The sequence below is a fragment of the Sphingomonas sanguinis genome, assembly GCF_001476905.1.
Taxonomy (GTDB): domain Bacteria; phylum Pseudomonadota; class Alphaproteobacteria; order Sphingomonadales; family Sphingomonadaceae; genus Sphingomonas; species Sphingomonas sanguinis_B.
Genome location: NZ_LDTE01000099.1, coordinates 1 through 21,528, shown reverse-complemented (window position 1 = coordinate 21,528; position 21,528 = coordinate 1). Strand labels below are relative to the sequence as shown.

General features: G+C 67.2%; 28 protein-coding genes and 1 tRNA gene. 20 read left to right on the top strand and 9 right to left on the bottom strand.

Annotated elements, in window-relative coordinates; translation table 11 throughout:
- Positions 1-41: 41 nt before the first annotated feature.
- A complete protein-coding gene (panC, locus tag SB4_RS14715; protein WP_058753168.1) occupies positions 42-896 on the bottom strand; it encodes a pantoate--beta-alanine ligase in 855 nt (284 codons plus the stop codon).
- Between the two features lie 75 nt (positions 897-971).
- On the opposite strand from panC, the gene SB4_RS14710 reads away from it, so the two are divergent.
- From SB4_RS14710 to pgmG, 3 genes are read left to right on the top strand one after another with little or no spacing between them, the layout of a single operon-like run.
- Entirely contained in the window at positions 972-1,787 is an 816-nt protein-coding gene (locus SB4_RS14710; protein WP_058716680.1) for a division plane positioning ATPase MipZ, read from the top strand.
- Complete coding sequence (locus SB4_RS14705) at positions 1,784-2,053, top strand: J domain-containing protein (protein ID WP_058753167.1); 270 nt, start codon at positions 1,784-1,786, stop codon at positions 2,051-2,053. Before SB4_RS14710 ends, SB4_RS14705 begins: the two co-directional genes overlap by 4 nt.
- Complete coding sequence (gene pgmG / locus SB4_RS14700) at positions 2,046-3,431, top strand: phosphoglucomutase/phosphomannomutase PgmG (RefSeq protein WP_058753169.1); 1,386 nt, start codon at positions 2,046-2,048, stop codon at positions 3,429-3,431. The genes SB4_RS14705 and pgmG overlap by 8 nt, the downstream gene beginning before the upstream one ends.
- A 147-nt stretch (positions 3,432-3,578) precedes the next feature.
- Here pgmG and SB4_RS14695 read toward each other — a convergent pair whose 3' ends face one another.
- On the bottom strand, positions 3,579-4,685 hold the full coding sequence (locus SB4_RS14695) for a M14 family metallopeptidase (protein WP_058753166.1): 1,107 nt from the start codon (positions 4,683-4,685) through the stop codon (positions 3,579-3,581).
- A gap of 4 nt (positions 4,686-4,689) precedes the next feature.
- Positions 4,690-5,307: a DUF4136 domain-containing protein gene (locus tag SB4_RS14690; protein WP_058716683.1), complete on the bottom strand. Its 618-nt coding sequence runs from the start codon at positions 5,305-5,307 to the stop codon at positions 4,690-4,692.
- Between the two features lie 188 nt (positions 5,308-5,495).
- Here SB4_RS14690 and ykgO point away from each other — a divergent pair, with 188 nt between their 5' ends.
- Together ykgO and SB4_RS14680 are read left to right on the top strand one after the other, a co-directional pair.
- On the top strand, positions 5,496-5,621 hold the full coding sequence (ykgO, locus tag SB4_RS14685; protein WP_003046794.1) for a type B 50S ribosomal protein L36: 126 nt from the start codon (positions 5,496-5,498) through the stop codon (positions 5,619-5,621).
- Positions 5,622-5,630: 9 nt separating this feature from the next.
- Complete coding sequence (locus tag SB4_RS14680) at positions 5,631-6,290, top strand: HAD family hydrolase (protein ID WP_058753165.1); 660 nt, start codon at positions 5,631-5,633, stop codon at positions 6,288-6,290.
- 42 nt (positions 6,291-6,332) lie between these two features.
- Here the strand turns inward: SB4_RS14680 and SB4_RS14675 are convergent, their stop codons facing one another.
- Entirely contained in the window at positions 6,333-6,938 is a 606-nt protein-coding gene (locus tag SB4_RS14675; protein ID WP_058753164.1) for a L,D-transpeptidase family protein, read from the bottom strand.
- Positions 6,939-7,135: 197 nt separating this feature from the next.
- On the opposite strand from SB4_RS14675, the gene SB4_RS14670 reads away from it, so the two are divergent.
- The 11 genes from SB4_RS14670 (at position 7,136) to SB4_RS14625 (ending at position 14,011) form a co-directional block, all read left to right on the top strand.
- Positions 7,136-7,855 carry a murein L,D-transpeptidase catalytic domain family protein gene (locus SB4_RS14670; protein WP_058753163.1) on the top strand — a complete coding sequence of 240 codons (720 nt, stop codon included), beginning with the start codon at positions 7,136-7,138 and terminating at the stop codon, positions 7,853-7,855.
- Positions 7,856-8,035: 180 nt separating this feature from the next.
- Positions 8,036-8,698 (top strand): ATP phosphoribosyltransferase, encoded by a 663-nt coding sequence (hisG, locus tag SB4_RS14665; protein WP_058753162.1) that lies wholly within the window; start codon positions 8,036-8,038, stop codon positions 8,696-8,698.
- Positions 8,695-9,990 (top strand): histidinol dehydrogenase, encoded by a 1,296-nt coding sequence (hisD, locus tag SB4_RS14660; RefSeq protein ID WP_058753161.1) that lies wholly within the window; start codon positions 8,695-8,697, stop codon positions 9,988-9,990. The genes hisG and hisD overlap by 4 nt, the downstream gene beginning before the upstream one ends.
- The gene (aac(6'), locus tag SB4_RS14655; RefSeq protein ID WP_420893897.1) at positions 9,990-10,412 is read left to right on the top strand and encodes an aminoglycoside 6'-N-acetyltransferase; all 423 of its coding nucleotides are present in this window, start codon (positions 9,990-9,992) and stop codon (positions 10,410-10,412) included. Before hisD ends, aac(6') begins: the two co-directional genes overlap by 1 nt.
- A 63-nt stretch (positions 10,413-10,475) precedes the next feature.
- On the top strand, positions 10,476-10,931 hold the full coding sequence (gene nusB, locus SB4_RS14650; protein WP_058716690.1) for a transcription antitermination factor NusB: 456 nt from the start codon (positions 10,476-10,478) through the stop codon (positions 10,929-10,931).
- Between the two features lie 16 nt (positions 10,932-10,947).
- On the top strand, positions 10,948-11,853 hold the full coding sequence (gene thiL / locus SB4_RS14645) for a thiamine-phosphate kinase (protein ID WP_058753159.1): 906 nt from the start codon (positions 10,948-10,950) through the stop codon (positions 11,851-11,853).
- A gap of 141 nt (positions 11,854-11,994) precedes the next feature.
- Entirely contained in the window at positions 11,995-12,213 is a 219-nt protein-coding gene (gene infA, locus SB4_RS14640) for a translation initiation factor IF-1 (protein ID WP_007403889.1), read from the top strand.
- A 14-nt stretch (positions 12,214-12,227) separates the two neighbouring features.
- Positions 12,228-12,797 (top strand): Maf family protein, encoded by a 570-nt coding sequence (locus tag SB4_RS14635; RefSeq protein WP_058753158.1) that lies wholly within the window; start codon positions 12,228-12,230, stop codon positions 12,795-12,797.
- Entirely contained in the window at positions 12,790-13,740 is a 951-nt protein-coding gene (locus SB4_RS14630) for an Rne/Rng family ribonuclease (protein WP_058753157.1), read from the top strand. The genes SB4_RS14635 and SB4_RS14630 overlap by 8 nt, the downstream gene beginning before the upstream one ends.
- Complete coding sequence (locus SB4_RS19130; protein ID WP_082670196.1) at positions 13,737-13,904, top strand: DNA gyrase inhibitor YacG; 168 nt, start codon at positions 13,737-13,739, stop codon at positions 13,902-13,904. The genes SB4_RS14630 and SB4_RS19130 overlap by 4 nt, the downstream gene beginning before the upstream one ends.
- 31 nt (positions 13,905-13,935) lie before the next feature.
- Positions 13,936-14,011: transfer RNA gene (locus tag SB4_RS14625), tRNA-Phe, on the top strand.
- A gap of 203 nt (positions 14,012-14,214) precedes the next feature.
- Here SB4_RS14625 and SB4_RS14620 read toward each other — a convergent pair.
- From SB4_RS14620 to SB4_RS14605, 4 genes are read right to left on the bottom strand one after another with little or no spacing between them, the layout of a single operon-like run.
- A complete protein-coding gene (locus SB4_RS14620) occupies positions 14,215-15,114 on the bottom strand; it encodes a pirin family protein (protein ID WP_058753156.1) in 900 nt (299 codons plus the stop codon).
- Entirely contained in the window at positions 15,107-15,553 is a 447-nt protein-coding gene (locus tag SB4_RS14615; RefSeq protein WP_058753155.1) for an NUDIX hydrolase, read from the bottom strand. The genes SB4_RS14620 and SB4_RS14615 overlap by 8 nt, the downstream gene beginning before the upstream one ends.
- The gene (locus tag SB4_RS14610; protein WP_058753154.1) at positions 15,550-16,242 is read right to left on the bottom strand and encodes a glutathione S-transferase; all 693 of its coding nucleotides are present in this window, start codon (positions 16,240-16,242) and stop codon (positions 15,550-15,552) included. Before SB4_RS14610 ends, SB4_RS14615 begins: the two co-directional genes overlap by 4 nt.
- 4 nt (positions 16,243-16,246) lie before the next feature.
- Entirely contained in the window at positions 16,247-16,531 is a 285-nt protein-coding gene (locus tag SB4_RS14605; RefSeq protein ID WP_058731947.1) for a BolA family protein, read from the bottom strand.
- 40 nt (positions 16,532-16,571) lie between these two features.
- Between SB4_RS14605 and SB4_RS14600 the strand changes: the two genes are divergently transcribed.
- Positions 16,572-17,186 (top strand): J domain-containing protein, encoded by a 615-nt coding sequence (locus SB4_RS14600; RefSeq protein ID WP_058716698.1) that lies wholly within the window; start codon positions 16,572-16,574, stop codon positions 17,184-17,186.
- A gap of 133 nt (positions 17,187-17,319) precedes the next feature.
- Here the strand turns inward: SB4_RS14600 and SB4_RS14595 are convergent, their stop codons facing one another.
- Positions 17,320-18,084 carry a VOC family protein gene (locus SB4_RS14595; protein WP_058753153.1) on the bottom strand — a complete coding sequence of 255 codons (765 nt, stop codon included), beginning with the start codon at positions 18,082-18,084 and terminating at the stop codon, positions 17,320-17,322.
- A 195-nt stretch (positions 18,085-18,279) separates the two neighbouring features.
- Between SB4_RS14595 and cobS the strand changes: the two genes are divergently transcribed.
- From cobS to SB4_RS14580, 3 genes are read left to right on the top strand one after another with little or no spacing between them, the layout of a single operon-like run.
- Positions 18,280-19,284: a cobaltochelatase subunit CobS gene (gene cobS / locus SB4_RS14590; RefSeq protein ID WP_058731949.1), complete on the top strand. Its 1,005-nt coding sequence runs from the start codon at positions 18,280-18,282 to the stop codon at positions 19,282-19,284.
- A 5-nt stretch (positions 19,285-19,289) separates the two neighbouring features.
- A complete protein-coding gene (gene cobT / locus SB4_RS14585; protein WP_058753152.1) occupies positions 19,290-21,113 on the top strand; it encodes a cobaltochelatase subunit CobT in 1,824 nt (607 codons plus the stop codon).
- Complete coding sequence (locus SB4_RS14580; RefSeq protein WP_058753151.1) at positions 21,110-21,355, top strand: ribbon-helix-helix domain-containing protein; 246 nt, start codon at positions 21,110-21,112, stop codon at positions 21,353-21,355. Before cobT ends, SB4_RS14580 begins: the two co-directional genes overlap by 4 nt.
- Positions 21,356-21,528: the final 173 nt, after the last annotated feature.

Below are 21,528 nucleotides of genomic sequence, written 5' to 3'. Positions count from 1 at the left end.
GCTAGACATATGACCAGAACGGTCACAAATTGTTTAATTGGTTAACCGTCCGTGCCAGTGTTGTTATCGGTCAGTCGGTGCGATCCAATCCGGGCGGCGGCAAGCAAGCGGCGGGGGCGGTCGGGGGCGGTGTCGCCGGAACCATGGGGCGTCAGCGTCTCGGCATCGGCCAGCTCGAGATAATCGACCTCGAACCCGGCGGCGGTCAGTGTGGCGCGCGCATCGGCCAGCACGCTGGCGACGTCCTCGCCGCGCCCAATCGCCCGCGCCGCGACGCCAAGCGCACGCGGCAGCGCCACGGCCTTGGCCCGCTGTTCCTCATCCAGATAGATGTTGCGCGAGGACAGAGCGAGGCCGTCATCGTCGCGCTGGGTCGGCACGCCGACGATCTCGATGGGAAAGTCGAGATCGGCGACCATACGACGGATCACCGCCAGCTGCTGGAAATCCTTCTCGCCGAAATAGGCGGCATCGGGGCCGACTTGGTTGAACAGCTTGGCGACGACGGTCGCGACGCCGTCGAAATGGCCGGGGCGCGACGCCCCCTCCAGCGGCTCGGTCACGCCCGCGACGCGGATCGTCGTGGCGTGGCCCTCCGGGTACATGACCTCGACGCCGGGCAGCCAGAGCAGGTCGCAGCCCGCCTCGGTCAACATGCGGATATCAGCCAGCTCGCGCCGGGGATAGCGGCTCAGATCCTCACCCGCGCCGAACTGCTTCGGGTTGACGAAGATGGAGGCCACGACCTTGGTGCCGGGCCGCTTCGCCGCTTCGATCAGCGCGACATGCCCGGCATGGAGCGCGCCCATGGTCGGCACGAACGCCACGCGCGCGCCGTCCGCACGCAAGCTGGCGAGCGCCGCGACCAAGGCTTCGCGATCCCGAATGACTTCCACTGATTTTACCCCTCGTTCCCCACGCCCAGGGCTTCTATGTAGGGTGGCAACGGGGATCAATAAGGAAGCGACGAGTTGCCGGAACGGCTATCTTCCACGCACGTAATTGTCTTTGCCAATGAAAAAGGTGGCACCGGCAAATCGACCACGGCGGTTCACGTCGCCATCGCGCTGGCCGCCAAGGGGGCGCGGGTGGCCTGTCTGGACCTGGATCATCGCCAGCGTACCGTCGGGCGCTATCTGGACAATCGCGCCGAGACGATCAAGCGCACCGGGCACCAATTGCCCATGCCGGTCCATGCGACTCATACCAGCCAGACCGAGGAGGGGTTCGAGGAGCTGTGGTTCGGCCTGTCGCAGGACGCCGACTTCCTGATCGTCGACACGCCGGGCCGCGACGATCATTTCGCGCGCACCGCCGCCGCGCTGTCGCACACGCTGGTCACGCCGATGAACGACAGCTTCGTCGACTTCGACCTGATCGGCCAGGTCGATCCCGAGACGTTCCAGGTCACGCGCCCCAGCTTCTATTCCGAGCTGATCTGGGACGCGCGCAAGCAGCGGGCACGCGCCGACGGGACCACCATCGACTGGGTCGTGCTGCGCAACCGGTTGCAGCATATCGAGGCGCGCAACATGCGCCGCGTGTCGGATGCGCTGACCGATCTGTCGCGCCGGGTCGGCTTCCGGGTGATTCCAGGGCTGGGCGAGCGGGTCATCTATCGCGAGATGTTCCCCAACGGCCTGACCATGATCGACGCCAAGGAATTCGGCGCGATGGGCCTGGGCCATGTCGCCGCACGGCAGGAACTGCGCGAGATGATGGCAGCCTTACAGCTGCCCGAGCTCGGGGCGGACGCCGGCACCAAAGAGGCAGACGCCGCCGCATGAAATGGCTGATCGCGCTGGCGGTCATCTGGCTGGTGTGGCGCTATATGCCACGCCCCGCCAAGCGCAGCCCGGCGCCGCGCCTGCCCCGTGACGAGGCGGATGCGCTCGCCATTCTCGACCTGCCGCCCGGCGCGGATGCCGAGGCGATCCGCCAGGCCCATCGCCGACTGGTTGGGCAGGTCCATCCCGATCGCGGCGGCTCGGCCGACCTGACGCGGCGGGTGAATGCGGCGCGCGACCTGTTGCTGGCCCGGCGCGATGCCTGATCCCGGGGCTGAGCGGGTCGCGGCGATCCACCCCAGCGCATGCCGCGAATATGATGTGCGCGGCACCGTGCCCGAGACCCTGGACGAGGGCGCGGCCTATGCGGTCGGACGCGGCTTCGCCACGCGGGTGCGGCGTGCAGGTGGCACCCGCGTGGCGGTGGGCCGCGACGGGCGGTTGAGTTCGCCTATGCTGGAGGCCGCGCTGATCGAGGGGCTGACCGACAGCGGTGTCGACGTCGTACGCCTGGGGTTGGGCCCCACGCCGATGGTCTATTTCGCCGAGGCGACCCTAGAAGTGGACGGCGCCGTACAGGTAACGGGCAGCCATAACCCCCGCGACGACAATGGCTTCAAGATGGTGCTGCAGCATCGCCCCTTTTTTGGCGAGGATGTGCAGGATCTGGCGCGGATGGCGGCGGCGCGCGACTGGACCGATGGCGAAGGGCAGGTCACGGAGCACGATATCCTCGACGCCTATGTCGACCGGCTGATGGCGGGTTATGCGGGCGGCGAATACCGCATCGGCTGGGACTGCGGCAGCGGCGCGGCGGGGCCGGTCATCGAAAAGCTGGTCCAGCGCCTGCCGGGTGAGCACCATACGCTGTTCACCGATGTGGATGGTCATTTCCCGCATCATCACCCCGATCCGACGGTCGAGAGCAACCTAGACGCGCTGAAGGCGCTGGTGGCGGAGAGACGGCTCGATTTCGGATTCGCTTTCGACGGCGATGGCGACCGGATCGGCGCGATCGACGGCCAGGGCCGGGTGATCTGGGGTGACCAGATCCTGATGCTGCTGGCGGGGCCCGTGCTCGCCGAATATCCTGGCGCGCCGATCGTGGCCGACGTGAAGGCCAGCCAGGCGCTGTTCGACCATATCCAGGCCTTGGGCGGCCAGCCGGTGATGTGGAAGACCGGCCACAGCCTGATGAAGACCAAGATGGTCGAAACGGGCGCGCCGCTGGGCGGCGAGATGTCGGGCCATATGTTCTTTGCGGGCGAATGGTACGGCTTCGACGATGCGCATTATGCCGCGGTCCGCCTGATTCGCAGCGTCCATCTGGCGGGCCACTCGATGACCGAGCTACGCGGCGCGATGCCCGCGATGGTCGACATCCCCGAGACGCGAATCGTGGTGGCGGAGGCGGACAAGTTCGCGATCGTGTCCCGCGTGGCGGAGGCGCTGCGGGCCGAAGGTGCAGACGTTAACGACACCGATGGCGTGCGGGTGCGGACGGCGGACGGCTGGTGGTTATTGCGCACCTCCAACACCCAGGCAGCGCTGACCGTGCGCGCGGAGGCGGGCAGTGCGTCCGGTCTGGAGCGGGTATTGGCCGAGCTGGACCGCTATCTGGCCGCGGAAGGCGTCCGGCGATAACGCCGCTCAGGCTGAACGGGGTTCGATAGGTTCGCGCAGAGGCGCGCAGGACGCAGAGGTATGTGTCCTTGCGGCGACCGAGGCCATTTTACCTTTGGGGATGAGAGAAGCGGGGAAGCCCCCCTGCAAGGGCTTCCCCAAACCCGATCAGATCTCCCCGATCATCCCGGCCAGCACTTCCAGGCACGACACGCCCAGCTTGGCCGAGCGTTCGCCCGACCAGCCATGCACCGCGTCGGGGTTGGGATCGTGATCCTTGAACGGCATTTCCAGCGTCACCGACACCGCACCGAATCGCTCGGCGAGCTGGTTGGTCGACATCGCCAGATTCGCCCGGCCCGGCCCCGCCTTCTCATAACCCATCTGGGTCTGGAAATCGGGCGTATGGGCGGCCAAACGGCGGCCGAATTCATAGAATTTGGCGCCGTGCTCCTCGGTCCAGCTGGGAATCCCCTCGAACCCGGCGATGAAGTTCGCGGGAATTGCCTCGTCACCATGCGCGTCGATCGCGAAGTCGACGCCGGTCTGGTCCATGCGATTGCGAACGCACAGCACTTCCGGGCTGCGCTCGGGCGTAGGGTCATGCCATTCGCGGTTTAGGTTCACGCCCGCCGCATTGGTGCGCAGATGTCCGCGACGCGTGCCGTCCGGGTTCATGTTGGGCACGACATGGACCGTCGCCGCCGCCAGCAGCGATTCGGCCGCCGGGCTGGTCAGCCAGTCGAGCGCACCCTCCATCCACCATTCGGCCATCGACTCGCCCGGATGCTGGCGGGCATAGAGCCACACCTGCTTGGGGCCGGAGCCGAGGCGGAAATAATCGATCGGCTGGCCGTCCAGGGTGACGCCGATTTCTTCGTGATGGACGCCGCGACCGGCGATTCGCGCGACCAGATCATGGTGACGCTCCATCGTGTAGGGCTCGAAATAGGCGAACCAGGCGAGATCGCTCTCGCCCGTCCACTGCCATTCGATCACGCCGTCACTGTAGGTCGTCGGCGTCATCCTCCAGTCCTGCCGGTCGGTCGAGGCGCGCACCTGATAATGCGGCCAGCCATCGGCAAAGGCCGACCCCGCGCCGTTCAGGATGCGAAAGGTCAGCATCCGGCCCTTCGCCCCGCCGACCCGGAAATAGAACCACTGATAGAAGTCCGAATCCTTGTCGGCGACGATCTCCAGGTCGACCCGGTCGCCGTCGATCGCCACGACGCGGATGTTGCCGCCGTCGAAGGACGCATTGATGGTCAGCGTCATCGCGTCACTTCACCTCGATCGTGCGGCCCGATTCGCCGGGGAATTTGGTGAAGAGCGCATCGGCCAGCTTGGTCGCCTGCGCCTGGGCATCCAGCTTAGCGAGGGTTTCGACTGGCGCCATGTTGCGCGCGCTGCCTTCCCAGATCGGCGACTGGTCGACGCGGCGCTTGATCTGGACCGATAATTCGGTGCCGATGATCTCTTGTGGACGGCTCTTGCCGATCGGGAAGCTCACGCCCCCGCCCAGGCCGACGCCGCCGCCGCGACCGCCCGAGAAGCTGCCTCCGCCCAGGCCGATCGAAAAGGGCGACGGGCGCGGCGGGCCGAGTCGGTTGGCGCGGGTGAAGGAGACGGTGGCGATATAGTCCGGCTGCGCGTCACCCTGCGCCACCGAATAGCCGTTGCGCAGCAGCGCGGTTTCGACCGCGGCGGCATAGGTCTTGAACTCGATGCTGGCCGGGCCGGTGCTCGACAGCGGTTCGACACGGATGGTCCCGCGCGCGATCGGCTCGCCCAGGTGATAGCGGATCACCTCGGTCGGCGGCATACGCCCGCCCGTGGTGGAACAGGCGGCCAGCGTTCCGGCGGCGGCCGCGAGGATCAGGAGCGAGCGGGCTTTCATGCGTTGAAGACACCTTGAAGGATGTTACGGATGGGCAACGCATGACATATGGCGGTTGATCCGGTGGCGAAAGGGGCGCGATGCATCCTGATCGCCTTGTCATGCCCCAACCTTGACTTGAAGGCCCGTTGCCACTAGGCGGCGACGCTTTCCAGATCACCCTCCAGTTCAAAAGAAGCGAATCGATCATGAAGATCCGCAATTCCCTGAAGTCGCTCAAGGATCGTCACCGGGACAACCGCGTGATCCGCCGTCGCGGCCGCACCTACGTCATCAACAAGACCAACCGTCGTTTCAAGGCGCGCCAGGGCTAATCAGCCCTGATGCCGGTCGAATCGAACGGGACGGACAGCTTGTCCGCCACGCGTGCCGATCGGCCGACCGCCGTCATCTTCGACGTCGGCCGCGTCCTTTACGACTGGGACCCGCGAATCCTGTATCGGCGCCTGATCGCAGACGATCGGGCGCTCGATGCGTTTCTGCGCGATGTCGTCACGACCGAATGGCATTTCCAGCATGATGCGGGCCGCAACTTCGCCGACACCTCGGCGGAGCTGATCGCGCTTTATCCGCAGCATGCCGAGCTGATCGCCGCTTGGGGCCCGCGCTTTCGCGAGAGCATCGGCGATCCGATCCCGGGAATGCACGAACTGGTCGCCGAACTCGATTCGGCGGGCGTCCCGCTGTTCGCGATCACCAACTTCAGCCATGAATTCTGGCCAGCCTTTCGCGTGGCCGAAGCGACGCTGTTCGATCGCTTTCGCGATATCGTGGTGTCGGGGACCGAGAAGCTGGTGAAGCCCGATCCCGCCATCTACCGCCTCGCGCTCGCCCGATTCGGGCTGGAGCCGGGCGAGGCGGTGTTCATCGACGACAATCGCGCCAATATCGACGCCGCGGCCGCACTGGGCATTCACGCGTTGCACTTCACCGACGAAGCGACGTTACGACCGCAGCTTCAGGCCTTGGGGCTAGTGGCCTGACGAAGCGGTCGGCCCAGGCACAGTCCAAAGCCGCATAGAAATTTACCGGGTCAGCGACGCCAATTGCGCCTGATTGGCCTGGCTCGCCTCGGTTTCCAGCAGCGACGGATCGAAATGATCACCGACCATCTGGTCGGTGACGATCACATTCGTCCCCACTGAGGTGATCGAAAACAGCTTCTTGGCAAAAGCGGCGGGCAGGCGGATGCAGCCATGCGAATCGGGAAATCCCGGATTGTTGCCCGCGTGCAGCGCGACGCCATCCCAGGTCAGCCGCTGCATGAACGGCATCGCGGCGTCGTTATACAGGTTGCTGCGGTGCATCTCGCGCTTCTCCAGAATCGGGAAGATACCGGTGGGCGTATCCTTGCCATCCTTGCCGGTCGATACCGAGGCGGCGGCGATCATCGTCTCGCCACGATAGACATAGGCGCGCTGCATGGGCAGGCTGACCACCACGGTGACCGGCTGGGTCACAGGGTCGACCGCCGTCATCTGCGGATCGGCCCAGACGAAGCGATTCGGGGCCAGCGCAGCAGCCGCCTGGGCGATGGTTGCGGTGGCAGCCCCCTCATCGGCGGCCATAGCTGGCGCAGCCAGACCCAGCGACGCAAAGCCCAGCAGGGCGGAAAAAGCGAGAGCCTTCATATCCCTTTTCCTTGGCGAGTTCACGAAATTTTAAACACGTCAACCCAGAATTTGTGCCAAGCGAAAATTTTTGCGGAACGGCGGAACTTACGCCGAGTCGATGGAACCAAGCGATCAACGGATCAACGAACGGGCAGAAAAACCGCCCCTTCTCTGCTATCTAGGAGTCGCGGGATTTCTGGGGTTGAAGGACCAAAATGCACGATAATCTGGACGCGACGCCGGGTCGGCGCGCGCTGTTGAAGAACGCGCTGGTGCTCGCCGGGGCATTGGCGGTTCCGGGGGCGGCGAGCGCCCGGGGGCGGCTGACGGCAAGTGATCTGCGCCCCGTGCGCCAGCCACCGCTGCCGACGCGCCCGACCATGCCATCGCCGATCCCGGCCCAGCCGATCCTGGCGTCGTCGCGGGTCGTCCGGCCGGAACTGCTGCGCCAGGCGATGGCCTCGCTCCAGCGGCACGGATCGCGCATCCAGCGGCGTGATCGCATGGCGATCGTCGATTTCGCGGTCGGCTCTTCCGAACCGCGCCTCCACCTGGTCGATCTGGTCAGCGGCCGGAGCAACTCGCTGCTCGTCTCGCACGGCAGCGGTTCGGACCCGTCGCACAGCGGCTATCTTCAGCGCTTCTCCAATGCATTCAACTCGAATGCCAGCTCGGAGGGCGCCTTCCTGACCGACGAATATTATGTCGGCAAGCATGGCCGGTCGCAGCGGCTGGTCGGCCTCGATCCGACCAACAACAATGCGCTGGAGCGCGCGATCGTGATCCATTCGGCCTGGTACGCCAATCGCGACATGATCAAGACGCACGGCATGCTGGGTCGCAGCCAGGGCTGCTTCGCGGTCGGCGAGAACGAACTGGACCGCGTGTTCGCCAATCTCGGCCCCGGCCGGATGATCTACGCCGCGAAGGTGTAACGCCCGATCCTCCCCGCCACGGGGAGGTGGCAGGCCGCAGGCCTGACGGAGGGGGATCGCCACACAGGACATAGCTTGCGGCGTCCCCCCTCCACCACCGCTTCGCGGTGGTCCCCCTCCCCGATGCGGGGAGGATAAGAATTGCGATCCCCCACCGGGGTGGGTAAGTCCCCGATCCTCATGGCCCAACCGCTGATCATCGCCGTCCCCAAGGGACGCATCCTGGCCGAGGCGCTGCCGCTGCTCGCCGCCGCCGGCATCCGGCCCGAATCGGCCTTCACCGACAAGGACAGCCGCGCGCTGCGCTTCGCGACCGATGTGCCGGGCATTGAGCTGATCCGCGTCCGCGCCTTCGACGTCGCCACCTTTGTCGCGCATGGCGCGGCCCAGCTGGGCATCGTCGGGTCGGACGTGCTATCCGAATTCGGCTATTCCGAGCTTTACGCGCCGGTCGACCTGAAGATCGGCCATTGCCGCATCTCGGTCGCCGAGCCCGCCGCGATGGCCGAAGGCGACGATCCGCGCGGATGGAGCCATGTCCGCGTCGCGACCAAATATCCGCATATCACCAGCCGCCACTTCGCCGCGCGCGGGGTGCAGGCCGAGTGCGTCAAGCTGAACGGCGCGATGGAGTTGGCCCCGACGCTGGGTCTGGCGCCGCGTATCGTCGACCTGGTGTCGTCGGGCCGGACGCTGAAGGAAAACGGGCTGGTCGAGGTGGAGGTGATCGAAGAGGTCACCTCACGCCTGGTCGTCAACCGCGCCGCGATGAAGACGCGAGCGCAGGTCGTGCCGCTGGTCGAGGCATTCCGCCGCGCCGTGGCCGAGAAGGAAGCCGCATGATCCGCCTCGATACGACGGACACGGGCTTCGCCGCCGCCTTCGACGCATTGGTCGATGCCCGGCGTGAGAGCGATGCCGATGTCGCGCGCGACGTGCAGGTGATCCTGCGTGCGGTGCGCGACGATGGCGAGGCGGCGGTGGCGGCCTTCACCAAGCAGTTCGACGGCCATGACCTGGCCGAGACCGGCTGGCGGATCGAGCCCGCCGATTGCCGTGCGGCGTATGACGCGCTGGAGCCCGAACTGCGCGCCGCGCTCGACCTCGCCGCCGCGCGCATCCGCGCCTATCACGAGAAGCAGAAGCCGACCGACACCGACTATGTCGATGCACAGGGCGTGCGGCTGGGCGCGCGCTGGACGGCGGTGGATGCCGCCGGGATCTATGTCCCCGGCGGACGCGCGGCCTATCCCTCCTCGCTGCTGATGAACGCGATCCCCGCCAAGGTGGCGGGTGTCGAGCGGCTGGTGATGGTGACCCCGACTCCCAAGGGTGAGATCAACCATCTGGTCCTCGCCGCCGCGCATCTGGCGGGGGTGGACGAGGTGTGGCGCGTCGGCGGCGCGCAAGCCGTGGGCGCGCTGGCCTATGGCGCGGGCCGCATCCAGCGGGTCGATGTGGTCACCGGCCCCGGCAATGCCTGGGTCGCCGAGGCCAAGCGCCAGGTTTACGGCATGGTCGGCATCGACATGGTGGCGGGCCCCTCCGAGATCGTCGTGGTCGCGGACGGCAAGAACGATGCCGACTGGATTGCCGCCGACCTGCTGAGCCAGGCCGAGCATGACACGGTGACCCAATCGATCCTGTTCACCGACGACGCCGACTTCGCGGTCCGTGTCGCCGAAACGGTCGACCGGCAGATTCCCGAACTGGCGACCGCCAGCGTCGCGCGCACCGCCTGGGACGCCAACGGCGCGATCATCGTCGTCGAGTCGCTGGAGGCCGCGATGCCGCTGGTCGACCGGCTCGCTCCCGAGCATCTCGAACTGGCGGTGGACGATCCGCAGGCGTTGTTCGATCGCCTGCGCCATGCGGGCTCGGTGTTCCTGGGCCGCCATACGCCGGAAGCCATCGGCGATTATGTCGCCGGGCCGAACCATGTCCTGCCCACCGGCCGCCGCGCGCGTTTCGCCAGCGGGCTGTCGGTGCTCGACTTCATGAAGCGGACGAGCTTCCTGGGCCTGACCGAGACCGCGCTCAACGAACTAGGTCCCGCAACGGTCGCACTGGCCCATGCCGAGGGACTTCCGGCCCATGCCAAGTCGGTGGCGCTGCGGCTGCGGCTCAACCGGTGATCGTCACGCCCGCCGCGCCGGAGCATTCGCAAGGATGGCTGGCGCTGCGGGCGATGCTTTGGGGTGAGGACGCGGGCGATCCGGCGGAGATTGCCGAACGGCTGGCCCAGGGCGGCGGCTTCGTCGCATTGGAGAATGCGCAGGTAATCGGTTTTGCCGAAGCTGCCATCCGGCACGATTACGTCAATGGCTGCAACACCTCGCCGGTGCTGTTCCTCGAAGGACTGTGCGTCGATCCGGCCCATCGGCGACAGGGCGTGGCCGGTGCACTGGTCGCGGCGGTGGCCGACTGGGGCCGGGCGCAGGGATGCACCGAGTTCGCGTCGGACGCCGAACTCGACAATATCGACTCTCATGCGATGCACCGCGCCCTCGGGTTCGTCGAGACCGAACGGGTGGTCTATTTCCGCCGGATGCTTTGAGGGCTCCCGCCCCCTCTCCCAAAATGCGTGACGGATTGACGACAGCCCGGTAAAGGCCCGCCAATGACTCGTCCTCCAGCCCGTACCCAGGCGCGCGCCGCCGCGCGCCTTGCCGCCGTCCAGGCGCTTTATCAGCATGACATGGAGCAGACCCCGCTGGCGGCGCTGCTCCACGAATTCCACAATCACCGCATCGGCGCGACCATCGAAGACGTCGAATATGCCGATGCCGACACCGACTTCTTCGACGACATCGTCAAGGGCGTCCATGCGCGGCTGGGCGAGATCGACGTGATGATCGAGGGCAAGCTGGCCTCGGGCTGGACGCTGAACCGGCTCGACAAGCCGATGAAGGCGATCCTGCGCGCCGGGACCTATGAGCTGATCGCACGCCATGACGTGCCGGTCGGCGCGGTCATTAGCGAATATGTCGATGTCGCCCACGCCTTTTACGAGAAGCGCGAATCGGGCTTCGTCAACGGCCTGCTCGACGCGATCGCCAAGGTCGCGCGGGCCTGATCCCCTACCCGCCCCGATGACCGAGGCGGAGTTCATCGCCGCGTTGCGCCGGATGCCCCTGCATCCCGGCGCGCGCGGACTGGTCGACGACAGTGCGGTGATCGACGCCGGACCGCTGGTCGTCACCACCGACACGCTGGTCGAAGGCGTGCATTTCCTGCCCGACGACCCGCCCGCCGATGTCGCGTGGAAGCTGGTCGCCACCAACTTGTCCGACCTGGCCGCCAAGGGCGCGCTGGTCGAAGGGGTTCTGCTCAACTATCCGCTGGGCAACTCCGTCTGGGACCGCGCCTTTCTGGACGGGTTGGCAACGGTGCTGACCCGTTTCGACACGCGGCTGATCGGCGGCGATACGGTGTCGAAGCGCGGCCCCCGCACCCTGACGCTGACCGCCTTCGGCCGCGATGCACCGGCACCCGCCCGTGACGGCGCCAAGGCAGGGGACGCCCTGTGGGTCACCGGCACGATCGGCGACGCCGGGCTGGGCCTGGCGATTGCGCAGGCCGGCCATGGCCCGGTCGCGCTGCGCGATGCCTATCGCCGTCCCTATCCCCGCCTGACCGAAGGCCGCGCGCTCGGCCCCGTCGTCCATGCGATGATGGACGTGTCCGACGGGCTGCTGATCGACGCCGACCGAATGGCGCGGGCGAGCGGCTTGAGCGTGTTGATCGATCTGGATGCCGTCCCCCTGTCCGTGGAAGCGCGCACCTTTGGCGGTGGCGACCGCGCCGCGCGGCTGACCGCCGTCACCGCGGGCGACGATTATCAATTGCTCTTTGCGTTGCCGCCCGAGCAGACTCCGCCGGTCGCGGCGACCCGGATCGGCCTGTTCGCCCCCGGCGAGGGATTGTCGCTGGCCGACGCGGATGGCCCCGTCCCCTTGCCTGCGACCTTGGGATTCGAGCACGCGCCGGGGCGCTGATCCCGTCCACCAGTGCCTTGCCGAACCCCGCTCTCCACCCCATATCCTGGGTCGAACGACCGCGCCTTTCCTTTTGGCGGCTTTGCGGCTATGGCGGCGCCTCTTCGACATACCCTAAAACAAGACGAACCGAGGTATTTTTTGGCCAAGGAAGAACTGCTCGAGATGCGCGGCCGCGTGGTGGAACTGCTCCCCAATGCGATGTTCCGCGTCCAGCTCGAGAATGATCACGAGATCCTGGGGCATACGGCGGGCAAGATGCGTAAGAACCGCATCCGCGTGCTGGTCGGCGACGAAGTGCTCGTCGAGCTGACGCCGTACGACCTGACCAAGGGCCGGATCACCTACCGCTTCAAGTGAGCGACCGGCCAACCATGCCGCTCGTCCTTGCATCCTCCTCCCCGCGCCGCCGCGATCTGCTGGCGCGGCTGGGAGTCGTGCCCGACCGCACGGCCTCGCCCGATATCGACGAAGCGCCCCGCCCCGCCGAGCTGCCCCGTGTATACGCGCTGCGGCTGGCGGTGGAAAAGGCGCACGCGGTGCCCCGTGCCGAAGGTGAGGTGGTCGTCGCGGGCGACACCACCATCGCGCTGGGCCGTCGCATCCTGCCCCCCGCCGAGACCGAGGAGGTCCAGCGCAAGCTGCTGCGCCTGATATCCGGGCGGCGGCACCATGCGCTGTCCGCCGTGTGCGTCATCGACGCCACCGGCAAGGCGCGCACCCGGCTGGCCGACACGATCGTGGCGTTCAAGCCGCTCTCCGACGACGAGATCGACGCGTACATCGCCTGCGGCGAAGGGCTGGGCAAGGCGGGCGGCTATGCCATTCAGGGCCGTGCCGAAGCCTTTGTCCGCTTCCTGCAAGGGTCGCATTCGGGCGTCATCGGCCTGCCGCTGTTCGAGACGCGCGCGCTGCTGAAGGCCGCCGGGCTCCCGCTTGTCTGAATGGCTCTATGAGGCCGGAATTGGCGAGGCGCGCGCCGCGCTGGTCGAGGATGGCCGCATCGTCCAGGCCGCGATCCAGCTGACGGCTACGCTGACCGTCGGCACGGTGGCGGCGGGGCGATTGGTCGAACTGCTCCCCGGTCGGCAGGGGCGTGTGACGTTAGCGAGCGGCGGCGACGTTCTGCTGGCGCCGGTGCCCAAGGGAATGACGCAAGGATCGGCGCTGACCATCCTGGTCATCCGGGAGGCCATTCCAGAGCGCGGCCGCTCGAAACTACCCAAGGCGGTGGTCGCACCGGAGGACGCCGTACCGGGGCCGGGCCCCGATCTGCGCGCACGAATCGCCGCGACCGGCTTTCCCGTTCGCGAATTGCTGCCCCATCAACCTGACGACCTCGAAGCGGCGGGCTGGTCCGAACTGCTCGACGAAGCCGTCACGGGCGAGATCGGGTTCGGCGCGGGCGTTCTGCGCATGACGCCGACCCCGGCGATGACGCTGTTTGACGTCGATGGCTCGCCCCCGCACGAACCGCTGTCGATCGCCGCCGCGCGCGCGGTGGCGGAAAGCATCCTGCGCCACGGCATCGGCGGCTCGATCGGCATCGACTTCCCCACGCTGGAGGGCAAGGGGCCGCGCCAGGCGGTGGCGGAGGCTCTGGATGCCGCCCTCCCGCTCCCGTTCGAGCGGACGGCGGTGAACGGCTTCGGTTTTCTCCAGATCGTCCGCCCGCGCCCGCGTGCCTCGATCCCCGAGCGGCTCGGCATCGACCCCATCGGCGCCCGCGCCCGCGCGCTGCTGCGCCAGTGGGAGCGCGAGCCACCGGGCCCCGCCGTCGTGCATCGGCTCTCCGGCACCCTTTATGATCGATTGATGGCGAACCCGGACTGGCGCGACGCCATCGCCCGCCGCACCGGCCGCCCCCTGCAATTGGAACGCGCATGACCCCCTGCCCCATCTGCGACAAGCCGACCGCTGCCGAACACGCCCCCTTCTGCTCGCGCGGGTGCAAGGATCGCGACCTGTTGCAGTGGCTGGGCGAGGGTTATCGCATTCCGGTCAAGGAAAGTGACGAAGAAGGGCTGGACACGGGACAAAACCACCCCTAAAGGCACGCCTCCAATCGCAATCGCGGTGTGGGCCCAAGTAGCTCAGTTGGTAGAGCATGCGACTGAAAATCGCAGTGTCGGTGGTTCGATCCCGCCCTTGGGCACCATTTTTCTGACATTGATGGTGTTTTGACGGTTCGCTGTTTGGCGGGCTGTTTTTGTGTGGCTGATGTCTGTCCGTGGCCCAACCTACTCCCCTCCCGCAGGCGGGAGGGGCCGGGGGAGGGCAAGGGGTCTCACAGAGAGCCTGGCTCGTGGCTCTTGCCCCTCCCCCTACCGGGAGAGGGGCTTTAGAAGATTTAGCTTCTGGTCACGGATAACTCACCGTCTTCGGAATCTCCGGAATCTCGATCCGCTCCAAATCGTCCCCCGGCACGGTCGGGAACTCCCGCGCCTTCCACGCCCGCTTGGCCTCCTCGATCCGTTCGCGGCGGGAGGAGACGAAATTCCACCACACATGGCGGGGCGTCGTGAACGCATCGCCACCGCACAGCATCACCCGCCCGCCCGATTCGGAGCGCAGGGTCGCGGCGATTCCCGGCTTCAGGATATAGAGGCGCTGCGGCTCCAGCGGCATGCCCTCCAGGCTCGCTTCGCCGAGCGCGCAATAGACGGCGCGCTCCTCGGCCGCCGCGTCGATGGGGATGCTGCCGCCCGGCTCCAGCGCGATGTCGGCATAGATGGTGCCCGCATAGGTCGTCGTCGGCGCACGCTGTCCCCACAGCTCACCCATGATGATTCGCGCGGTCGCGCCCTTCCCTTCGATCTCGGGCAGGGCATCGGCCCCGACATGCTCGAAGCAGGGGTCGATCTCCTCCTGCGCCTCGGGCAGCGCGAGCCATGTCTGGATGCCCGACAGGACCGGGCCTTGCGGCCGCATCTCGCCTGGCGAGCGTTCGGAATGGACGATGCCGTGCCCTGCCGTCATCAAATTCACCGCCCCCGGCTCGATGACCAGGTCCGTGCCCAGCGAATCGCGGTGGCCGATCGCGCCGTCGAACAGATAGGTGACGGTCGCCAGGTTGATATGCGGATGCGGCCGCACGTCGATGCCCGAGCCGGGTTGCAGCTGCGCCGGGCCCATCTGATCGAAGAAGATGAAAGGGCCGACCATCGTCCGCTCCTTGTTGGGCAGCGTGCGATGCACCTTGAACCCGCCCAGATCATGGCTGGATGGCTGCAAGGTGCGCAGCAGAAAATCGTCAAACATGGGTGGGCTCCGTGGCGTCGAGCAATTCGAGAAGATCGGTCGGGAAATAGGGTTCGTCGTGCGCCGTTAGCTCGTCGCGGGAAAACCAGCGCCAGCTCTGCATGACCCGCTGTTCCAGCGGCGTGTGGCCCGCGCCGGTCACGTCATGCGCGTCGATGTCGACACGGAAATAGCGCTCGTCCGCCTCGACCTCGACACCCTCGATGGTGCGAAACTCGACCTGCCGCCGCGCGACCTGCGGCCCGCAATCGCGGTCGAGCCCCGTCTCTTCGCGCAATTCGCGGCGCGCGGCATCCTCATAGCTCTCGCCCGGATCGACCGCGCCGCCGGGCGTGCACCAAAAGGGCGGGCGGTCGTCGGGGGTGAAGCGGAACATCAGCGTCCGCCCGGTGGCATCGACCAGCAGGATGCGCGCGGCGGGGCGGGGTTGGCGAATCATGCGGCGTCAAGCTCCGGGTAATGGCGGAAGATTCCGTCCTCGTTGAACGCCTGTCGCCGCTCGCTGTCCAGATAGGCGGCGATGCCGGGCAGCGTCCCGACCCGATCATGCAGCGCGATCAGCCGGGGGTAATCGCCCTCCACCGCCGCCATCCGCTTCGGAAACATGTAGCGCAGGCCCGCCACCAGCTGGAACAGCGAGGTGTCGACCGGCGACCAGCGCTCACCCGCCATCCACGCCCGGTCGCCCAGCGCGCGTTCGAAATAGCCCAGGAATTTGGGGATACGCTCGCTCCGGAATTGCGCGGCGGCGCGGGCGGCCTCGGGTTTCTGTTCGTGATAATAGGCCATCATGGCGACCGGGTGATGGACGTTGTGCACCTCCGCCACCATGTCGCTGATCGTCAGTTGCAGCTGGTTCAGCCATGTCCGGTCGGCCACCGGTGCCAGATCGTGCCGCTCGGTCAGCCAGTCGAGGATGTTGGCGACCTGCGAGATGGCCTGTCTCTCGACACGCAGATAGGGCGGCGCGAAGGGCGGGCGCTCGCCCTCCTCCATATCGTCGAGCAGCGCCTCGGCACCCTCCTCCACGCCTCGGTCGCGATAGGGCAGACCTGCGGCCTCCAGCGCCAGCCGGACGAACTCGCCGCGACCCGGCAGGCCGGGCCAGTACCACAGGTCATAGGACATTCGCTTACTCCTCGGGCGCCTTCGCGCTGATCGCCAGCGCGTGGATACGCTCCGACAACAGATCGGCGAGCGCGTGGTTCACCATGCGCTGGCGGGCGACGCGCGATTGGCCAGCGAAGGCGGGCGAGACGATGACGACGCGGAAATGGCTCTCGCCGGTGCCGTCATCGCCCAGATGACCGCGATGCATCGCGCTTTCGTTGATGACCTCCAGATGCGTCGGGGCCAGCGCCTGGGTCAGGCGGGCGGTGATCTGATCGGCGATGGGAGCGGTGGTGATATCGGTCATGGCCCCTATATAGACGGTTTTTCGGGACAAGCGGATAGCAGTGGCGCGTCGGTCGAGCAGCGATACCCCCAGGGACAAGCCCGGTGCCCGGTTTCACGGCCGGGTCGAGAATAGCGACCGCGTGTGCGATCACGCCGGTTGCGACGAGGCGGGCGAGTTCCGCGCGCCGCCGGCCGAAGGCACGCGCAGCGGCGACGGCCCCGGCCAGTTCCGCTGGTTCTGCCTGGAGCATGTCCGCGCCTTCAACAGCCGCTATAATTTCTTCGACGGCATGAGCGCCGACGAAATCCACCGCGCCCAGCGCCCCTATGCGGGCTGGGAGCGCGAGACGCGTGCCTTTGCGCAAGGGGGGACCGATCCAGGCCCGCGCTGGGCGGATTTTTCCGATCCCTTGGACGCCATCGCGGCGCGCTATCGCCGCGAGGCCGCGCCCGAACGCTCGGACGGCAAGCCGCTGTCAGGGCAGGACCGCGAAAGCCTGAAGGTCTTGGGGCTGGAGGCCAATGCCGACCGGAGCGCGCTCCGGCGGCGCTATAGCGAGCTGGTCCGACGCTACCACCCCGATCGCAATGGCGGCGACCGGAGCCAGGAGGCCCGGTTGCAGAAAGTCATCGCCGCGTACCAGCAGCTGCGCCAAGCCCCGGCGTTTGCGTAAACGATCCTCCCCGGCACGGGGAGGTGGCAGGGCGACAGCCCTGACGGAGGGGGGCTTCCACGAAGGACGTCCCGTGCAGCGATCCCCCTCCACCACCGCTTCGCGGCGGTCCCCCTCCCCTTGCAGGGGAGGATTACTTCCGCGGCCCGACCAACCCGAACCGCGCGCCTTGCGGGTCGAGCGCCGCCATCGAATACTCCCCGCCTGGAATCTCGACCGGCCCATATTCGATCGTCCCGCCGCCTTCGGTCACCCGTGCCGCCGCGGCATCGATATCCGCGACCGAGACATAGAAGCGCCACCCCGGCGTACCTCCCGGCGGACAGCCCATCAGCGCGCCCAGCACCACCGGCCCATCGGCCAGGAAGCGATATTCGCCCAGCTCGCCCATCGGCATCCCGCCCTGATGGCTCCAGCCGAAATGCCGTCCGAAAAAGGCGAGCGCACGGTCGGGGTCGCTGGCGATCCGCTCGTTCCAGCTGACATGGCCGGTCGTGTCGCCGCGCCCATGTTCGGCAAAGGCGCGCGATGGCTGATCCCCTTCGGCCGCCATGATGTAGAAGGGCGCACCCAGCGGATCGGTGACCAGCGCCATGCGCCCCACCCCCGCCATGCTCCAGGCGGGCATCAGCACCTGGCCACCATCCTCGACGATCGCCTCGACCGATTCATCGACATCGACGACCGGCAGATAGCCCAGCCAGACCGCCCCGCCCGGCGAACCCGCTGGCCGCTGCATCAGGCCGCCGATCGCCTCGCCCTCGGGCGTCGCGACGATGCGGTAGTCGATATCGGCGATACCGCTGTCGCCGACCTGCCAGCCGATGAGGCGCGCATAGAAGTCCTGCGCCGCCGCGACATCATCGGTCAGCAATTCATACCAGATGAAATTGGCCATATCGCCCTACCCCCCCTCCGAAGCCTGCGGCCCGGTCGGATGACCGCACCACCTTTTGCCCCGCCGAATCGGGGGCAGGATGAGCCCGAAAAGCCCTGCCCGCAATCGCGCGCGCTTCGTCTATCTTGACGATCAGCGGCATTGAGTAGGGAGCCGCGCTTGGCCTAAGGCGTTGAGCGACGAGACGAGGGCCTGATGACCAACATCCCGAATACGCTTCCCGACAGCCGCGATACGACGATTCTCGATGCACCCGACAAGATGGTGTCGGTGCGCGACCTGTTCGGCATCGACACCGATATGGAGGTTCCGGCCTTTTCGGTGTCGGACGAGCGCGTCCCCGATCTCGATCCCGCCTATGTGTTCGATCCCGACACGACGCTGGCGATCCTGGCCGGTTTCGCGCACAACCGCCGCGTGATGGTGCAGGGCTATCACGGCACCGGCAAGTCGAGCCATATCGAGCAGGTCGCCGCGCGCCTCAACTGGCCGTGCATCCGCATCAACCTGGACGCGCATATCAGCCGCATCGACCTGATCGGCCGCGACGCCATCGTCCTGAAGGACGGGCAGCAGGTGACCGAGTTCCGCGAGGGTCTGCTCCCCTGGGCGCTTCAGACGCCGACCGCGCTCGTCTTCGACGAATATGATGCGGGCCGCCCCGATGTGATGTTCGTGATCCAGCGCGTGCTGGAGACCGAAGGCAAGCTGACCCTGCTCGACCAGAACCGGGTGATCCGCCCCAATCCATGGTTCCGCCTGTTCGCCACCGCCAACACGGTGGGCCTGGGCGACACCAGCGGGCTGTATCACGGCACGCAGCAGATCAACCAGGGCCAGATGGACCGCTGGAACATCGTGGTCACGCTCAACTATCTGCCCGCCGTCACCGAGGCGCAGATCGTGCTCGCCAAGTCGGGCGAATATGACAAGCCCGACGGCAAGCAGCTGGTCGAGAATATGGTCCGCGTCGCCGACATGACCCGCAAGGGCTTCGTCAACGGCGACATCTCCACCGTGATGAGCCCGCGCACGGTCATCACCTGGGCGCAGAACACGCTGATCTTCGGCGATCCGGGCTTTGCCTTCCGCCTGTCGTTCCTCAACAAGTGCGACGAGAACGAGCGCGCGCTGGTGGCGGAATATTATCAGCGCGTCTTCGGCAAGGACCTGCCCGAAAGCGTCGTCGGCCGGGCCTGATCCTCTTGGCGAACGACACCCCTCTCGACCGGTTCAAGGCGGTCCTCGGCGGCACCGCGCGCACCATCGCGCAGGAGCCGGAGGTCGAGCTCGCCTTCACCGCCGATGCGCCGACCGCGTCGGGCAAGCATATCCGCGTGCCGATGCCGGGCCGCGCACTGCCCGCCGTACAGGTGGCCGAGGCGCGCGGGTTCGCCGACGCCTTCGCGCTGCGGCTGAAGCTGCACGACACCGCGCTGCACGCCAAGGCCGCGCCGGTCGAGGCGGTGGCGCGCGCGGTCTATGACGCGGTCGAGACGGCACGGATCGAGGCGCTGGGCGCGCGCGGTTATGCCGGAATCGGCGACAATCTCGCCCATGCCCTGGACGTGCGGTTGCGCTCCGACCCGTTGACCCGCGCGCGCAACCGCGACGAGGTGCCCTTGTCGACCGCGTTGGGGCTTCTTCTGCGTGAGCGGATGACCGGGCGGCCCTCGCCTGCCGAGACCGCGCCCGCCTTGGCGCTGGTGCGCGATTGGCTGGAGGGGGCTACCAATCTCGACGCGCTGGCGGGGGCGATGGACGACCAGAAGGCGTTCCAGTCGCTGACCGCCAAGATGCTCGCCGATCTCGAACTCGCCGAGCCGCCCGCCGAACCCGACCAGGCCGATGAAGGCGGCGACGATCAGGAAGGCGAGGACGAACAGCAGCAGGACGAGAGCGAAGAGGATAACGACGAACAGGGCCAGGGCGAAGGCGAGGTCGAGGCCCGCACCGAGAAGCGCGACTCCGACAGCGAGGACGGCGAGTCGCAGGAGCAGAGCCAGGAGTCGCTCGACGATCTCGACGGCGAACCCGGCGAGGACGGCGACGAGGGCAGCCAGCCGACCCGCCCCAACCGGCCGCTGACCGATCTGGCGTCGCAGTTCGACTATAAACCCTGGACCACCCAGTTCGACGAGGTGGTCGCCGCCGGAGAGCTGTGCGACGCCGACGAGCTGGCGCGGCTGCGCGGCTATCTCGACCAGCAGTTGGCGCATCTGCAATCGGCGGTGTCGAAGCTCGCCAACCGGCTGCAACGCCGGTTGATGGCGCAGCAGTCGCGGTCCTGGGACTTCGACCAGGAAGAGGGCATTCTCGATGCCGCGCGCCTCGCCCGCGTCGTGGTCAATCCGGGCCAGTCGCTGTCCTACAAGATCGAGCGCGACACCGATTTCCGCGATACGGTCGTCACCCTGCTGATCGACAATTCGGGGTCGATGCGCGGGCGGCCGATCGGCATCGCGGCCATCTCCGCCGATATTCTCGCGCGCACGCTGGAGCGGTGCGGGGTGAAGACCGAGATTCTCGGTTTCACCACCCGTGCCTGGAAGGGCGGGCAGAGCCGCGAAACATGGCTGGCGGCCGGACGCCCGCCGCAGCCGGGGCGGCTGAACGACATCCGCCACATCGTCTACAAACAGGCCGACGAGCCGTGGCGGCGCGCGCGCAACAATCTCGGCCTGATGATGCGCGAGGGGCTGCTCAAGGAGAATATCGACGGCGAGGCGCTGATGTGGGCGCATAGCCGGTTGATCGCGCGGCCCGAGGAGCGGCGCATCCTGATGGTCATCTCCGATGGTGCGCCGGTCGACGATTCGACGCTGTCAGTCAATTCGGGCAGCTATCTGGAACGGCATCTGCGCCAGGTGATCGGCTGGATCGAGAGCAAGAGCCCGGTCGAACTGATCGCGATCGGCATCGGCCATGACGTGACCCGCTATTATGCGCGCGCGGTGACGATCATGGATGCCGAGCAGCTGGGCGGCACGATCATCGAGCAGTTGGCCAGCCTGTTCGACACCGAATGAGCCGCATCGCGGCCCCGGCGGAGGGTTTTGTCGGCCCGGTGAAACGCTCGATCACCATCGCGGGCCACGCGACCTCGATCAGCCTGGAGCCGGTATTCTGGGCCGCGCTGGAGGATGCGGCGGTGGACCACGCCCTGCCGCTATCGGCGCTGGTCGCGGAGATCGACGCGCTGCGCATCGTGGCGGACGACCCGCCCAATCTGGCGAGTGCGATCCGGTCGTGGCTGTTCCTGCGACGGTAATTTGACGCGCCAAAGTGTAAAGAGGCGGGGGTCGACACATCTCTCCAATTCCTCCCCTGCAAGGGGAGGTGGCAGGCCGCAGGGCTGACGGAGGGGTGTCCCGGTTTGCGATGGCGGACCTCGACAGCAAGCGGTGACACCCCCCACCATCCTTCGGATGGTCCCCCTCCCCT